This is a genomic window from Demequina sediminis (genome assembly GCF_039545075.1).
Classification (GTDB): Bacteria; Actinomycetota; Actinomycetes; order Actinomycetales; family Demequinaceae; genus Demequina; species Demequina sediminis.
In genome coordinates, this window is the sequence record NZ_BAABRR010000003.1 from 147,312 (window position 1) to 161,419 (window position 14,108).

Sequence of the window (14,108 nt, forward strand, 5' to 3'; positions counted from 1 at the left end):
ACCCCGCACGGGCCCGTTGTCCACGCCAGAAGGCTGGGGACTCACGCGAGCGGCTCGTCCGTCACCGGGCCTCCCTCGGCCGCGACGGTCCAGCGCCGTGTCGGATGCAGCGCCTCGACGAACGCGGGATCGTGGCTGATGACGAGGAGTGCCCCCTGGAAGTCCGCCAGCGCCTCGAGCAGGCGCGCCTGCGAGTCGAGGTCGAGGCTGTTGGTCGGCTCGTCGAGCACGAGCAGCTGGGGAGCGGGACGCGCAAGCAGGACGCACGCGAGCGCCGCACGAAAGCGCTCGCCTCCCGAAAGGGTGCTCACCGGCGCGCCGGCGGAGGCGCCGCGGAACTGGAAGCGTCCCAGGCTGTCGCGCACGTCCTGCGGGCTGGCCTCGGGCGCACGGCGCCTCACGTTGTCGATCACCGACAGCGACGGGTCGAGGACATCGAGCCGCTGGCGCAGCACGCCCGCCGACACGGCGACACTCGCCCGACCGGAGGCCGGCGCGATCTCTCCGAGCAGCGTCGCGACCAACGTCGTCTTGCCTGCGCCGTTGCCTCCTGCAACGTGAATGCGCTCGGGCCCTCGCACGAGCGCATCGAGCTCCGCGCCGGTGCGGGTGACCAGGCCGGCGGCCTCCGCCACGAGTCGACGCGAGGGCACCGCGGTCGCGGGGAGGTCGATCCGGATGGCGCGGTCACGGGGGAGCGCGGCCCGGGCCTGGTCGAGGCGCTCGCGCTCGGCGGCCAGGCGCTGCTCGTGGATGGCCCGCACCCGCGCGTCCGTGCGCTCGGCGCGGTTCTTCGCGGCATCGGCCGCCAGCCCCACGACCCTCCGCTGCGCCCGCGCCTTCTCCCCCTGCCTCGACCGCCGCCCTGCCGCCGCCACGTGGGCGTCGAGCTCGCGGCCTCGCCGCGCGACGGCGGACTCGGCCGCCGTGACCGCGCGGGCGGCGGCCTCGCCTTCGGTTGCACGCGCGCTTTCGAACTCGCCGAGCGCGCCCCCGTACCAGTGGAGGTCGGCGGTGCGATCGTCGCGCTCGCGCAACTCCCCGATCCTGTCGACCGTCTCGAGCATTCCGCGGTCGTGGGTGACGACCAGCGTCGCGCCGCGTCGGCTCGAGAGGCTGTCCCGCAGCGCGGCGCGGGCCTCGGCGTCGAGGTTATTGGTCGGCTCGTCGAGGATGAGGAGATCCGGGTCCGCGAGCAGCGCGGCACCCACCCCCAGCAGCACGGCCTCGCCGCCGCTGACGTGCCCCACCCTGCGGTCGAGCCCGACCTCGAGGCCCAGGACCCTCAGCACCGCCAGCGCCCTGTCCTCGACGCCCCAGTCGTCGCCGAGCACCTCGTAGTGCGCGGGGTCGCCGGACCCCGACTCGATGGCCCTCAGGGCGTCGACCCGGGGGGCGACCCCGAGCACGTCGATGACCCGGGCGTCGACCCCAAGGATGAGGTCCTGAGGCACGTACGCGAGACGCCCGGCGGTGGAGATGGTTCCGGCCGTGGGAGTGAGCTCGCCGAGCGCAAGGCGCAACAGCGTGGACTTGCCGATTCCGTTGCGACCCACGAGGGCGCTGAGGCCCTCGGGGACCGCGGTCGTGAGGTCGTCAAAGACCCGCCGGCCGTCGGGCCAGGCGAACGAGACGTGAGAAAAGGAGAGGGTGGGCATGGGTGCTCCGAGGGTCTGGAAGGTGCGATGACCGTGGCCAGACGTGACGTCCGGCGACCCTAAAGCTCCACCCTGCCTCCTCGACGCCAACCCTCGTGGCGCGCTCGGACCAGGGTACGCCAGGCATCGTCCCCTCCCAAGCCCCGCCCGTCGCCCCTCGTAGGATGGCGGCCTGCAGACGCGAATTCCCCTTGCCCTGGTCGGCGCCGTGATCGCCGGCGTCGCGATGTCCTGGGGGCAGACGTACGCGCCTGACGTCCTCGCGCCGCTGTTCAACAGCGCCGCACCCGTGGTCGCACTCTCCGCCGCGGTCGCATGGGCGGGCAGGGGAGCGGTCTCGACCATCGCGTTGGGCGCCGCCGCCGGGCCGCTCGCGATGCTCGGTTACTACGTGACGGCGCAGGTGCGCGGATACGGGATGTCGGCGGAGCTGGTCTTCTGGTCGATGGCGGGAATCGTGATCGGCTCGCTCGTGGGCATCGCGATCGTGCTGATGCGCCGCCGGCTCCACCCGCTCGCGACGGCCGCCGCGGTCGCGTGGATGCCCGGACTCGCGCTGGGTGAGGCGACGCACGGCCTCACGCGCATCGCGGACACCACGCCGGTGGCGTACTGGTGGGCCCAGGCGCTCCTCGCCGTCGGAGTGCTCGTGTGGCTCGCAGTCACGCGGCTCACCACGCTCGCGTCGCGAGCCGCGGCCGTGTTCGCCACCGCGGGCGTGGCCGCGGTGACGTGGGTGGTCTTCGGCATCGCCTGATCCCTCCGCGAGGCACCTCGCCGCGAGCGCAGTCACGATTCAGCCAGTGACGATGCGGCCCGGGCGTACCCTAGAGGTGTCGGATTACTTTGCGTCTCGCAAAGTATGGGAAAGGACGCATGTCACACACCTTCGCCTCGCTCTCCATCCCCAACTTCCGCCTGTGGTTCGCGGGAGCGCTCGTGTCGAACGTGGGCACGTGGATGCAGCGCGTGGCGCAGGACTGGCTAGTCCTGACGGTCCTCACGCAGGAGTCGGGCGTGGCGGTGGGCATTACGACCGCGCTGCAGTTCGCTCCCTTCCTGTTCCTGTCGCCGTGGGCCGGCGTGCTCGCCGACCGCGTCGACCACCGCACGCTGCTGATATGGACCCAGGTGGGTCAGGGACTCCTCGGCCTCGGGCTGGGGCTGCTCGTCGTGCTCGGAGAGGTCGAGCTCTGGCACGTGTACGGCTTCGCGCTGGGGCTCGGAGTGGTGTCCGCGATTGACGGTCCCGCGCGCCAGACCTTCGTCTCCGACCTGGTGCCGACTGCCTCCCTGCCGAATGCCGTGGCCCTCAACAGCGCATCGTTCAACGCCGCCAGGCTGATCGGTCCCGGCGTGGCCGGGCTCCTCATCGCCGCGGTGGGCACCGGATGGGTGTTTCTCATCAACGCGGTGACGTACGGCGCGACCATCGCCGCGTTGATGCTGATGCGCACCGCGGACCTTCACCCTCAGGAGCGCGCGAGCAGGCGGCGCGGGCAGGTGCGCGAGGGCGTGCGCTACGTGCGCAGGCGGCCCGACATCCTGGTCATCATGGTCGTGGTGAGCGTGGTCTCCGCGCTGGGCCTCAACTTCCAGCTCACGAGCGCGATGATGGCGGCAACCGAGTTCGGCAAGGGCGCGGGCGAGTACGGCGTGCTGGGCTCGATCCTCGCGATCGGCTCGGTCACCGGCGCGCTGCTCGCGGCGCGGCGGCGGCGCGTCCGGCTGAGGCTCGTGGTGGGCGCCGCGTTCGGGTTTGGGGCGGCGTCCGGACTCATGGCGCTCGCGCCGACCTACGAGCTCTATGCGGTCAGCGGCATCGCGGTGGGCTTCTTCGCGCTCACCATGATTACCTCGGCGAACGCTGCAGTGCAGACCACCACGACCCCGCTCATGCGAGGGCGCGTGATGGCGCTGTACATGATGGTGTTCCTGGGCGCGACGCCGGTGGGCTCACCCCTCGTCGGGTGGATCGGCGAGCACTGGGGTCCGCGGTGGGCGATCGGAGTCGGGGCCATCGCGTCGATGGCGATCGCACTTGGGGCGGCGGCCTGGGTGGTGCGCGATGCTCGACTGACGGTCTCGTATCAACTCGCGCGGCCGTTCGTGCGCGTGCGCTATCCGCGCGTGGCGCAAGAGGAACGCGAGGCTCGCTCGCGCGCCGCCGAGGACATCCTCGCGCAGCAGATCGTCGACCGCTCGGCTCAGCCCTAGCCGCTGCGTCTGGAGTGCTGCGGCTCCGCCACACGGATTCGCGGCTCCGCCACACGGGTCCCGGCGTGTCGTCGGCGTGTCACGCCCGCGGAGGCCGCTGAGGGCCGATGCCGGGGTGGCTTGTGTGGCGGAGCCGCGAGACAGCGCGGCGCGGGCTCTACGCCAGCCCTTGGCCCTCCGTGAGCGGCGCGAGGAGCATCCACTGAATGCCGTAGCGGTCGAAGAAGTCCGTGTAGAGGTCGCCCCAGAACATGGGAGTCGGCTCGGCGGTGACGACACCACCCTCGGAGAGCTTCGCGAAGATCTCGCGCAGCGCATCCTCGTCGTCGAGGGTAAGGGTCACGTACATCGCGTTGCCGCGCGTCAATGTCATCCCCATCGACGGCACGATGTCCGTCCCCATCAGCTGGTGTCCCCCGGGCAGCGTGAGCGCCATGTGCATCACGCGCCCGCCTTCCTCCTCGGGAAGGGGCGGCTGACCGGGTTCGACCGGCATGTCTCGCATGTACATGGGCGGGCCGTCGAACTCCCCACCCAGGACATCGCGATAGAGGGCAAAGGCCTCCTCGCACGTGCCGTCGAAGTTGAAGTAACTCGCGACCGTCGCCATCGTTTCTCCCTCAAGGTGAGTGAGCCGTGCCTGTCCAACGCGGCCAGGCTACGTCCGTCAGCCTCGCGGCGCGCGTCGAGCGGCCGCGAGGCTGTGGGCGCTATACGTCCGTGCGGCGATCGTCGATGCGGTGCTGGTCGACGTGCTCGTCGCGAATCTCGCGGTGAGTCGTGTTGCTGCGCTGCTGGTTCGCGATGAGCGACACGATGATCGCCACCACACCTGCGGCCATGCAGATGTAGCCGATCATCGTGAGGTCCACCGCGTCGACAGAGTCGCGCACCGCGAAGGCCGCAATCGCGCCGATGACAATCAAGAAGATGCCGGAACCGAGTGCCATGATGCTGTCCCTCCCCTGCTCTCCAGCGGGCCCTGTCGCGGCCGCCGGTACCTCCGGCGGCGGGGCGCCTGAGCGCGGACCCGTCGAAGGGTGCAACGCACCTTGGCAAGGGACGATGCCTCGCGGGCCGCGCATCGTCCCCTTGCCTGCGAGTTCTAGCAGGGATGATGAGACTTCGCGGGAGCGGGAATACCGCCGTCGCGCTAGGCACCCGCGCAGGTGTCGACGAGCGCCTCCAGATCGTCGCGCAGGTCACCCGCCGCGCGTACGGCCGCGGGATGAGGCTCGGCCCCCTCGACGGCGAGGCGGGCCGAGAACACGAAGTCGCTCTCCGTGAGCTCACTCGCCGAGCCAGGGCACTGCACGAGTGAGATCGAGACGGGAACCTCGAGGCGTTCACGGCCCACCACGAGCGTGGCCGGCAGCTCGCCCGGTGAGGGGGTCACGGTGAAGACGTCCGACCCCGTGACGCTCAGCAGCGTCGCGGGCAACGGCGAGATGCTGCGCGTCATCACGATGCTGGTGCCGACCGCGTCCTCGCCCGCGCCATGCGACGCACCCAGGGACACCTCGGCGGCCTGCATCGACGCGGCGAGCGCACACCGCTCCTTGTGGACCCCCGCGAGCACGGCATCGTCGAGCATCACCGCCTGGATCAGTTCCGCGCCCTCGGACTCGAGGACCAACTGAGCGCTCGACGATCCGGTCGAGGCCGGGCAGACGGCGTCACCCAGCGGCAGACGGATACCCACGGTGCCGTCGGGCTCGACCACCTCGCCGACCTCGACGGCGTCGAGCCGCTCGAATAAGGGCGAGAACACGGATCCGCCCTGAACCGTCACGGGCTGGCTCGAGGCCGCCTCGATCTCGACGGTGATCCACTGCAGTACCGAGGATTCCGGCGGCGTCACCGTGGCCGACTCGCCCACGACGGGAAACGTGGGGCTCGACGCGCAGCCCGCCAGGGCGCCCGCGAGCGCGACCACTGCGAGTGTTCCGCCGATCCTCATGCCGACATTGTGGCGCGTCGCGGCGCGACTCGGGACCTCTTGGGACCTGCGGCGTCGCCGGAACCTGCGCATTCGGCCATGATGGTGCCATGCCTGAGATCATCACCATCGAGAACCCGCACTGGCGCGTGGGGCTCGTACCCGCCACCGGTGGGTCCGTCGCCTTCGGCCAGGTCCGCATCGGCGACGACTGGGAGGACGTGCTCCGCCCCACCTCCGCCGCCGACCTCGACGTGGCCACCGAGACCGCGTCCTACCCCTTGGTCCCCTGGTCGAACCGGATCCGTGAGGGACGGCTCGCCTGGGACGGCTCCGCGTACGCGTTGCGCGTCAACTGGCCGGACGGCACCGCGATTCACGGCACCGGGTGGGAGTACCCGTGGGCCGTAGTCGAGAGCGGACCCGAGCACGTGGTCCTCGAGTTCGACTCGCGCGACTTCTTTGGCGTCAACTGGCCGTGGAGCTTCATCGCACGCTTCACGTACGCGCTCGAGGACGACCGCTTCGTGTGGACGTACGCGATCGAGAACGTGGACGAGGAGGCCTTCCCGGCCGGGTTCGGCCACCACCCCTACTTCCTGCGCTCGGTCGCGGGCTCCCCCGAGGGCGAGCTCGAGGTCAACTGCACCCAGGCGTACGCACTCGAGAACCAGATGCCCACCGAGGGCGCCGGCCCGATCCCCGAGCACGCGGACTTCTCGGTGCGCAAGCCGATCGGTCAGACCTTCGTCGACGACTGCTTCGCGGGTCGCACGGGCGAGGTGCTCGCCACGGTCGACTACCCCGGCGCGGTGTCGCTCACGATCACGGCGGATGCCCTGCTCGAGCACGCGGTGCTGTACATCCCGCCGGGCAAGGACTTCTTCGCCTTCGAGCCCGTCTCGAACGCCAACGACGCCTTCACCCTGAAGGCGAACGGCGTCGAGGGCACGGGCCTGTTCGTGATCGAGCCCGGACAGACCGTGTCCGCATCGTTCGCGATTGCCGCAGCTCCGCAACGCTGACGCGTCGCTCACGGCGACGGCCTCGGCGGCGCGCTTCCGCGCGTGCTGTCGAGGCCCTCGCCGTCACCCTCTAGAATGGGTGACGCGCCGCCTCCGAGCGGCGCACGCGGGTGTAGTTCAATGGCAGAACTTCAGCTTCCCAAGTTGACAGTGCGGGTTCGATTCCCGTCACCCGCTCCACTAAAACCCCTGGTAAACAGGCAAATTACGACTCCAAAGCCCCTGATGCATACTCCGGCTCGGGAGTTGTTCTGGGAGTTTAGGGCTTTACCCTATTTTGCGGACTCTTGAGAGTTCCCCGTTCATCACGCGCTCAAGTTGAAGGTCGGGGACCAGAATCTCGCCCCACTAGCGCCCCCGTGGTCCCCCTCTGTCAGGGCGTATTCGCACCTCAAATGTCGCTGTACCCTGCGCGCGTTCTCGGAGGTACCGAGGGCAGAAAGGCAGATATGTACGTCAACACTGGCGACTTGAACTCACTTGACCGCCCCGAAGCGCTCACCGATGACGTGGGCATGTACCTGAACAACGCCGACCTCTACCAGGGTGCGCCGCCCGAACTCACCCACGGCACCACGCACTTCCCGGATGAGTTCTGGATGTGGGCAGAGTGGAACTCCCACCACATGCACGACTGGACCACGGCAGTGTGGGAAGCGTGGACCATGTGCCGCGACCGAACAACTGACGCGGACACCGTGACGGTCAACGGGCGGCTCAAGTTCACGTACCGCGTCACGTTCGAGGGGTACTGGGAAGGCGGAGTCCGAGCGACACGCGTGCACGTGGAGCGCATCTAAGCCGTAAGGGCACGACCACCCACCGCTAGCGTGAACTCATGAGGGCACTCAAGGCGTGGGCGCGCACGTTCGGGCGGACGTTGAAACGGACCTGGGGCTATGTGCTTCTCGTCCTGGTCGAGGCGGCGGTCATCGCCTTCACATTTGCGTACTTCGATGACCCCGCTGACGCCGCGAGTGTGTCAGTTTCAGCGGGCTTCCTCTTGGTCACGGTTCTCTACGTCATTTCCACTCAGCGCATGGCGAAGGCGTCAGAGGAAACCCTGAGGCTTGAGCGGAGTCGGGATGACCGCGTGCGGCTGGCGGCGCTACAAGAGAACCTCAAAGCCGCGAGTACCGGCGCGTTGCGAGCCTGGATTTACTTCGCTGAGGACTTCAGAGTGCTGATTGCGGATGACATCGAAGTCGATGACGACGGAATTTCCAAGGAGGAAGGCTTCTTCCTTGCGGCAGATGGAGTGTCCGTCGTGAGGCGCGCTCACAGCGAGATACTCCGCAACGTTGCCATGCTCAGGAGGTGCGGGCTTGGAAACGAAGCCGCTGATTTTGTTGAGAGTGTGCCACCCTTCTCGGACGCAATCGGCATGTACGCCGCCATGAACCAGCGAAGCGCTCGACCGAACGATAAGGACGAACGGCGCGCGTGGGAGCGGGAATGCTGGCTTCACGAGCGGGAGATGAAGGGGTTGCCGCCTTGGGAGGATGTCGTTGACGGGAAAGTTCACCACTCAGTCCAGCAAGCACTGACCGGGCTTAACTCTGGCATCGACCACTATTGGGCGCGCCAGTAATCCCCGAAGCGGTGATGGCGCATTCACCTCGCTGACACGCCAACGGCAGGCACCTCCCTAGGGGTAGCCCGCCGTTGAAGGCAGTGTCGCTTACTGGCGCTTGGCATCGAGTGGTCGAGTTGTTTTCCAGGCATCCGGCACCACGTCGATGTTCACACCGCTGATGGCATAGATGGGCTTCCCCCACACATACTCAGCGGCTTTCACCAGGCGGTTGTAGATGTTCTCGATTTCCTCGCGTGAGTTGCTTCCCGGGAGGGTCGTGTTGTGCACCAGATAGCGGATATCCACCCCCTTCGCCTTATAAGCGCGGAAGAGGTTCACGTACTCCTGCTCACTCTTGATGCTCGTTTCAATCTCGATGTACTCGTACACGGGGTGCGTCACACCGCCGTTGCCGTCGTCCTCGATACCGAGCATCACCAGGTCCGGCTCGTGAGGCTTTACCGAGCCGTCAACGAGGACCGCTAGTTCGTGTGCTTCTGCCCACGGGTGCATCTCCGGGGACCAGTTAGGGATGAAGTCACTGTCGGGTTGAGCCTTGATGGCGCGCTTGATACTCGACTCATGAATGAAGAGGGCTTCACGTGCGTCGAATCCCGCGATGTAGGACGCGGTGATGAGTAGCCCGCCCATCGAGGTGCCCGTTTTCGATGCGTTGATGGGGAACGGCGTGAGATGCGGTGCGGCGGCAGGGTCCGCAATCTTCTGACCGAGTTTCGTTACCGAGTACACCATCGGAAGCATCTGGGCACCTTGGCTCATGTACCGCGCGTTCACGTAGGGCGTTTTGCCGCGTGAGAGTTCACCGAGGCGACGGCGAATCTTCTCCGGCTCAAGCGGGATGTAGTGCTCGTGGTCCTCCGGCAGGTTCGCGTAACCACTGTTAGAGAGCATCTGGACCACGTGCTGTACGGAGGCGATACGCATACGGCTCAACGCGTGGAGTACTGCGATGTCCGCCTTCGTGGGACTCTTCCGACCGGCTTCCTTCGGGGCGGCAGGCTTCTTTATCGTCGCCTTCTTTGCTGACGTAGTGCGTGCATCTGCGGGCTTCGTAGGCTTCGTAGTAGGCGCGAGGGCGTGGTCCTCACGGCGTGACTGCACGGGCTTCTGCACTGCTTTCGCAGGCTTCACAGGTGTGACTACGACCGGCGCGCTATTCACCTCGGGTGTGGATACAGGGGCAGGTGAGGCGTCCCAGTCGTCCACCTCTTCAGAGATATCGAAGGCGCTCGTGGGTGCACTCTGCTCCTCGCTGTTACCCCCAAGGGTGACATCGGAGGTGTTCACAGAGTCCCAGTCATCCACCTCGTCAGTGAGGTCGAAGTGAGAGGGAGAGGACGCACTCACAGGGGTGACAACACTCACAGGTGAGGCGGGCGAGGACACACCTAGTTCACCGTCAACATCACCCCACTCGTCACCGGGTGAGGTGACCTCACTCACGGGGGTGTGAACCTCACTCTCACCCTGCTCGCGGGTAGGGGTGTACACCTCACTCTCCACCTCCCCTCTCACCTCCATCTCCCCAGTGAGAGGGGAAGAGGGTGAGGTGGGGGTGTCATCTTCAGCGATGAGTCGCCCCGTGAACTCACGGCGAGGTGAGGGTGTCCACGGGGTAGGTGAGCGCTTCGTGACAGGGGTGATGCCAGGACTTCGTTCAGGGGTAAATGCTTGGTTCATAATGCCGTTCCTTCGAGTTGCGGCGCGCCGATTTACGTGCCGATTTACATGAACTATCGGCATTCCGAGCGCGGTCGCCCGACTCAGGCGGTGCTACGCACGGCACTACACCCCCCACCAGTCCGATTTACAGTGCCAGCGCACAACAAAACCCCTGGTAAACATGCATATTGGAACTCTCATTTTTGCAGTCGCGTGGCTCCGGGTTACTCCGTATCCCCTCTCCCGCATTGGTAGGTCGAGCGCCTGTTCGTAGTGGCTTGTACGCATGCCGATGGCGCGACGACTGCGCCACGTGTGTTGTGAGCGTGTTTGCTTCCACGGAGTCGCATGCGAGGTGAGGCGTGCACGTGGACTCTCCCCCTCCTGTTGTGTGCGTGCCCCCAGTGGACTCTCTCCCCGGTGAGGTGCACCCCGCGAGGTGACTGTGAGGTGAGGGCTACGCGGATGTGTACATGTGTGGACGGTGTGAGTGTGTACATATGTGGACAGAGTGAGGTGAGGAGGGTGACGACTGTGAGGTGTACCTCTCCCCGTTGTGAGGTGTGTATCCCGGTGAGGCTCTCCCGGTGAAGTGACATCTCCCCGTGAGGTGTGTACCCGGCGACTGTGAGGGTGACGCGGGTACGGTGACACTCATGAGCGATGACGACATCACACCTGCGGTGACCCCCTCGGTGACGCGTGCGGTGACTCCCGCTGTTACCCCTGCGGTGACACGTGCAGTGCAACCGAACGGTGTGACTCGGAATGTGGTGACGCCGAACAACGTGCGTCCCAACGAGGTGAAGCCGAACGGTGTACGTCCGAACAACGTGAAGCCGTTGGCAGTGAAGCCGAAGGCTGACGACGAGGGGTAGCCCTCTCCTGCTGACGCGCTGGCGTGTCCACAAATGTAGACAGCGTTGGCACGTTGGCGTGGCTGTCGCTGTTGGCATCTAGGGCTTGCGGGTATGGCGTACCGCGTGGGGTAACAGCAACTGCGTCACTGCTGGCGGTAACTGCTCCATGCATCTACGGCGTACAGGCATAGAGGCGTGTGGGCGTGGGTACAGGGTTCACGGTTCTGTGGGCTTGGGGCAGTTCGCGGTACATGTGACGGCTACGGGGTTCTTGCGCGTGACGGTTCTAAGTGCTGGCGAGTTCGGAAGCGGAGCGAGCGCGGAACGCGCGAGGCGAAGCGGGACTACGGACGTGACAGTGGATTTCGGGTGCAGGCGGCTGTCGGAGTGCTCAGGGACCGGGGTCGAGGTGTAGTCGAGGGCTACGGGTCGAGTGAGTGATGACGCCGAAACGGTGCTGTTTGCCGCCGATAGCGGATAGAGGAAGTGAGGGACCGAACGTGTCCCGCTTCTCTTACCCGAAAGGAATCCGCATCATGACCAACACCACCACCACGGTCCACACTCCACTACTCGCCCTACCTGCCTTCAGGAACGGTGACGGGCTGGCTCGCATCCGCGTACGGTTCACTACCTCCGAACTGAGGTGGCTCCGGGCGAATGCACTCGCTAGCGCTAACGCGTTGACTGCCGCGCTGTCCGAATCTGCCATCAACGCTGACGAAGTGCTGGAACGCTTACGCCTCGCCTCTGAGGCGAGGGCTATCGTCCGCGCCGCCCTGTCAGTGCATGGACGCTCACGTTCGGGCGACGTGTTCCGCCCGTTCAGTGACGAAGCCCCGCGTATCGCTCACGCTCGTCGTCGCCTGCTCGACATGGATATGGAGCCTGCTATGCGTGCACGTGTGGAGGGAGTGCTCTCGACTGTTCTCGCCTCCCCTGAATCTCAACGACTCGATGAAGCCATCTACGTCGGTGCGAGCCATGACGCGCATAACGCTATTGCGGCTGTTGCTGAGGACGCCCGTATACCCGCATCGAGGCTCGTACGGCTCTTACTCGCTGAGCGCTTCCACGCGACGCACAACGACTGCCCTCTGCCCCTCTTGGGTGACAACAACTCACACGCTCGTGGGGAACGCGGAGGGAGAACGGTCATGACTCTCGTCGCTGTATGCATGAACGCGCTCCATGACGCGGGAGTGGATACCTCTGAGATGGGCGATGTCATCACACGTGAACCCGTCGATGTGCCGCCGCTCGCAGGCTTCCGAGGCTAAACGGCTCACTGCAATGTGCTCACTGCCGTCATCACGCCGATAGAGATACCTGTAGGAGAAACCACAGATTACGTAGTCGCTTCGAGCGGCTGTCACACACCCCGCTAGCCATTCGACTGTTCCGGTTAGCGGGGTGATTTGTGTGTTGGGGCGGGTTCGCGGGTGAAACGTGCGGATGGACACGAATGGGGCGAGCCGAGCGGTTCCCCTATCGCGGACGGTACACGCTGTAGGGCGTGTTTGTGCTGGTAAACGTGCGGATATTAATAGTTACAAGGGTGAAAAATCTAAGCCCACAACAACAAGGAAGAGAGAGAACATCATGCGAACCGAAGTCATCACGAATCTAGAAGCCGAAGTCGAATCCACCGCCAACTGGCACGAAGCCGCTGTAGCGCGCGAAGAAGCCGCAGAACTGAACTACGCAGAAGCCAAGAAGAGCGGAAACAACAGCCTCATCGAGAAGGCTCGCCTCGCCCACGAAGAGGCTTACTTCAACTACGAAAACGCCTACGACGCCCACGTTGACGCGATGATGCGCCTCGCGTTCGAACGTGAGTCCTTCACAGGGGTCCGCTTCGCCGCGTAACCCTCAACCCGGAACCCCCGGCAAGTGACCTCCTCACCTGCCGGGGGTTCTTGCTGTGTACGGATGGGTGCAGGTGTTGCCCGCACATGAGCGCAGGTTCATGGATACCCAGAAGGACACGGTTCGGGCGAGCGCCCGGCTCTCACCTATCGCGGACGAGGCGCGGCAGTCCGCCGTTCGATTGAAGCCATTCCGATGACTGAAGAGCGAAAACAGCAGATAACACCTGTAGAGGCGTCATCAACCTCCCGAACCGAAAGAAGGAACAACATGCCTGTATCCACCATCCCGGCGACCGTCGCCTATCTGTTAGCCGAGTCGCACAACGTCCACGTGAACCACCCGAACGGCAAGCGGACCACCCTCCGCGTCGCGCTCTCACTCTGGAACCACGGCGAACCCATCCGCGAGTTCACCGAAGCCGACGCCGCCATGTTCGACATTCCAGTGAGCAGGGTGAACGCCACTATTCGCGCCTATAACTTGAGCCGATTTGGTTTGGAGGTGGTCGATTGAGCGATGCCCCCGGACACATACGTACTTCACTCGCGAAGGCTCCTGCACCTCTCTCCGCAGGAGCCTTCGCTCTTCCCCAACTGAAAGGACCAACCAACATGGAGCCAACTGACCACCTACCCGTCGTCATGACCACGTACAAGCACGGAGAACTACGAGGCGCGACTATCGCGACCATCGTGGCGAGGACGTATCCGAGCGGCTGTGTGTTCCGCCGCATCGCTGACAGTTCGAACCCGAATGCTGGGCGAATCATCAACCGGTATCTCTCCATCTCTGGACCTCCACACGTGGAGGACACAGTGCTCGACCTTGTTGACACACGCCCACGCTCCGAGGCTGGGGTGCTCTTGAATTCGAAGGGTGAGGAGGACGTGAACCTACGCGAATAAGGGGGTGCTGACAGCGCTAGGAGCGCCCCTCTGCGGCTCTGGAATCGCTGACTGCTCCGCGTGTGCATCTACGCCCTGCTGGCTCTGCTGGCGGGGCTTTTTGCATGCATGGGTGAGTGCTGTGTCGTGTGGTGTTTGCCGCTCATCTGTTGGCGGTGTGGAGAGGAGTAAAGGACGCGGCTGAGGCGAGGCGCGCTCGGCTTTCACCTATCGCGGACGGTGCGCGCTGTAGGCGCATCGGAATGACGTGTTCCCCCTTCTAAATAGCGGATAGCCCCTGTGAAGGGGGTTACCCGCAATGACGACTCAAGGAACCACATCCGAAGAACATCCATCACATCAACCGGCACCTCGGTGGACGAATCATCTCCAT

At 65.4% G+C, this 14,108-nt stretch carries 14 protein-coding genes and 1 tRNA gene; 10 read left to right on the top strand and 5 right to left on the bottom strand.

Features of this window, described 5'->3' with window-relative positions; all coding sequences use genetic code 11:
- Nucleotides 1-41: 41 nt before the first annotated feature.
- A complete protein-coding gene (locus ABEA62_RS04080) occupies nucleotides 42-1,658 on the bottom strand; it encodes an ABC-F family ATP-binding cassette domain-containing protein (protein WP_345378714.1) in 1,617 nt (538 codons plus the stop codon).
- Nucleotides 1,659-1,842: 184 nt separating this feature from the next.
- Here ABEA62_RS04080 and ABEA62_RS04085 point away from each other — a divergent pair, with 184 nt between their 5' ends.
- A complete protein-coding gene (locus ABEA62_RS04085; RefSeq protein WP_286216759.1) occupies nucleotides 1,843-2,415 on the top strand; it encodes a DUF6518 family protein in 573 nt (190 codons plus the stop codon).
- Nucleotides 2,416-2,534: 119 nt separating this feature from the next.
- The gene (locus ABEA62_RS04090) at nucleotides 2,535-3,875 is read left to right on the top strand and encodes an MFS transporter (protein WP_286214615.1); all 1,341 of its coding nucleotides are present in this window, start codon (nucleotides 2,535-2,537) and stop codon (nucleotides 3,873-3,875) included.
- Between the two features lie 157 nt (nucleotides 3,876-4,032).
- On the opposite strand, the gene ABEA62_RS04095 is transcribed toward ABEA62_RS04090, so the two are convergent.
- The 3 genes from ABEA62_RS04095 to ABEA62_RS04105 form a co-directional block, all read right to left on the bottom strand.
- The gene (locus ABEA62_RS04095; RefSeq protein ID WP_286214613.1) at nucleotides 4,033-4,485 is read right to left on the bottom strand and encodes a VOC family protein; all 453 of its coding nucleotides are present in this window, start codon (nucleotides 4,483-4,485) and stop codon (nucleotides 4,033-4,035) included.
- A gap of 100 nt (nucleotides 4,486-4,585) precedes the next feature.
- A complete protein-coding gene (locus ABEA62_RS04100) occupies nucleotides 4,586-4,825 on the bottom strand; it encodes a DUF6458 family protein (protein WP_286214612.1) in 240 nt (79 codons plus the stop codon).
- 203 nt (nucleotides 4,826-5,028) lie between these two features.
- Nucleotides 5,029-5,835, bottom strand: coding sequence for a hypothetical protein (locus tag ABEA62_RS04105; RefSeq protein ID WP_286214610.1), 807 nt, complete (start codon nucleotides 5,833-5,835; stop codon nucleotides 5,029-5,031).
- 89 nt (nucleotides 5,836-5,924) lie between these two features.
- Between ABEA62_RS04105 and ABEA62_RS04110 the strand changes: the two genes are divergently transcribed.
- From ABEA62_RS04110 to ABEA62_RS04125, 4 genes are all read left to right on the top strand, one after another.
- Nucleotides 5,925-6,839: an aldose epimerase family protein gene (locus tag ABEA62_RS04110; RefSeq protein ID WP_286214609.1), complete on the top strand. Its 915-nt coding sequence runs from the start codon at nucleotides 5,925-5,927 to the stop codon at nucleotides 6,837-6,839.
- 106 nt (nucleotides 6,840-6,945) lie between these two features.
- A tRNA-Gly gene (locus ABEA62_RS04115) sits at nucleotides 6,946-7,019 on the top strand.
- 290 nt (nucleotides 7,020-7,309) lie between these two features.
- The gene (locus tag ABEA62_RS04120; RefSeq protein ID WP_286214608.1) at nucleotides 7,310-7,639 is read left to right on the top strand and encodes a hypothetical protein; all 330 of its coding nucleotides are present in this window, start codon (nucleotides 7,310-7,312) and stop codon (nucleotides 7,637-7,639) included.
- Between the two features lie 38 nt (nucleotides 7,640-7,677).
- Nucleotides 7,678-8,430 carry a hypothetical protein gene (locus ABEA62_RS04125; RefSeq protein ID WP_286214606.1) on the top strand — a complete coding sequence of 251 codons (753 nt, stop codon included), beginning with the start codon at nucleotides 7,678-7,680 and terminating at the stop codon, nucleotides 8,428-8,430.
- 90 nt (nucleotides 8,431-8,520) lie between these two features.
- Here the strand turns inward: ABEA62_RS04125 and ABEA62_RS04130 are convergent, their stop codons facing one another.
- Nucleotides 8,521-9,957: a hypothetical protein gene (locus ABEA62_RS04130; RefSeq protein ID WP_345378718.1), complete on the bottom strand. Its 1,437-nt coding sequence runs from the start codon at nucleotides 9,955-9,957 to the stop codon at nucleotides 8,521-8,523.
- A gap of 797 nt (nucleotides 9,958-10,754) precedes the next feature.
- On the opposite strand from ABEA62_RS04130, the gene ABEA62_RS04135 reads away from it, so the two are divergent.
- From ABEA62_RS04135 to ABEA62_RS04150, 4 genes are all read left to right on the top strand, one after another.
- Nucleotides 10,755-10,976 carry a hypothetical protein gene (locus tag ABEA62_RS04135; RefSeq protein ID WP_286214602.1) on the top strand — a complete coding sequence of 74 codons (222 nt, stop codon included), beginning with the start codon at nucleotides 10,755-10,757 and terminating at the stop codon, nucleotides 10,974-10,976.
- A 518-nt stretch (nucleotides 10,977-11,494) separates the two neighbouring features.
- Nucleotides 11,495-12,238 (top strand): hypothetical protein, encoded by a 744-nt coding sequence (locus ABEA62_RS04140; protein ID WP_286214600.1) that lies wholly within the window; start codon nucleotides 11,495-11,497, stop codon nucleotides 12,236-12,238.
- Between the two features lie 322 nt (nucleotides 12,239-12,560).
- The gene (locus ABEA62_RS04145) at nucleotides 12,561-12,827 is read left to right on the top strand and encodes a hypothetical protein (protein WP_286214598.1); all 267 of its coding nucleotides are present in this window, start codon (nucleotides 12,561-12,563) and stop codon (nucleotides 12,825-12,827) included.
- A 270-nt stretch (nucleotides 12,828-13,097) separates the two neighbouring features.
- A complete protein-coding gene (locus ABEA62_RS04150) occupies nucleotides 13,098-13,343 on the top strand; it encodes a hypothetical protein (protein ID WP_286214597.1) in 246 nt (81 codons plus the stop codon).
- Nucleotides 13,344-14,108: the final 765 nt, after the last annotated feature.

What these genes read in the sequence shown, in the direction of transcription:
- ABEA62_RS04140 (WP_286214600.1), top strand. Translation starts at nt 11,495, where the DNA reads ATGACCAACACCACCACCACGGTCCACACTCCACTACTCGCCCTACCT.
- ABEA62_RS04135 (WP_286214602.1), top strand. Translation starts at nt 10,755, where the DNA reads ATGAGCGATGACGACATCACACCTGCGGTGACCCCCTCGGTGACGCGT.
- ABEA62_RS04090 (WP_286214615.1), top strand. Translation starts at nt 2,535, where the DNA reads ATGTCACACACCTTCGCCTCGCTCTCCATCCCCAACTTCCGCCTGTGG.
- ABEA62_RS04095 (WP_286214613.1), bottom strand. Translation starts at nt 4,485, where the DNA reads ATGGCGACGGTCGCGAGTTACTTCAACTTCGACGGCACGTGCGAGGAG.
- ABEA62_RS04080 (WP_345378714.1), bottom strand. Translation starts at nt 1,658, where the DNA reads ATGCCCACCCTCTCCTTTTCTCACGTCTCGTTCGCCTGGCCCGACGGC.
- ABEA62_RS04125 (WP_286214606.1), top strand. Translation starts at nt 7,678, where the DNA reads ATGAGGGCACTCAAGGCGTGGGCGCGCACGTTCGGGCGGACGTTGAAA.
- ABEA62_RS04150 (WP_286214597.1), top strand. Translation starts at nt 13,098, where the DNA reads ATGCCTGTATCCACCATCCCGGCGACCGTCGCCTATCTGTTAGCCGAG.
- ABEA62_RS04145 (WP_286214598.1), top strand. Translation starts at nt 12,561, where the DNA reads ATGCGAACCGAAGTCATCACGAATCTAGAAGCCGAAGTCGAATCCACC.
- ABEA62_RS04110 (WP_286214609.1), top strand. Translation starts at nt 5,925, where the DNA reads ATGCCTGAGATCATCACCATCGAGAACCCGCACTGGCGCGTGGGGCTC.
- ABEA62_RS04130 (WP_345378718.1), bottom strand. Translation starts at nt 9,957, where the DNA reads ATGGAGGTGAGAGGGGAGGTGGAGAGTGAGGTGTACACCCCTACCCGC.
- ABEA62_RS04105 (WP_286214610.1), bottom strand. Translation starts at nt 5,835, where the DNA reads ATGAGGATCGGCGGAACACTCGCAGTGGTCGCGCTCGCGGGCGCCCTG.
- ABEA62_RS04100 (WP_286214612.1), bottom strand. Translation starts at nt 4,825, where the DNA reads ATGGCACTCGGTTCCGGCATCTTCTTGATTGTCATCGGCGCGATTGCG.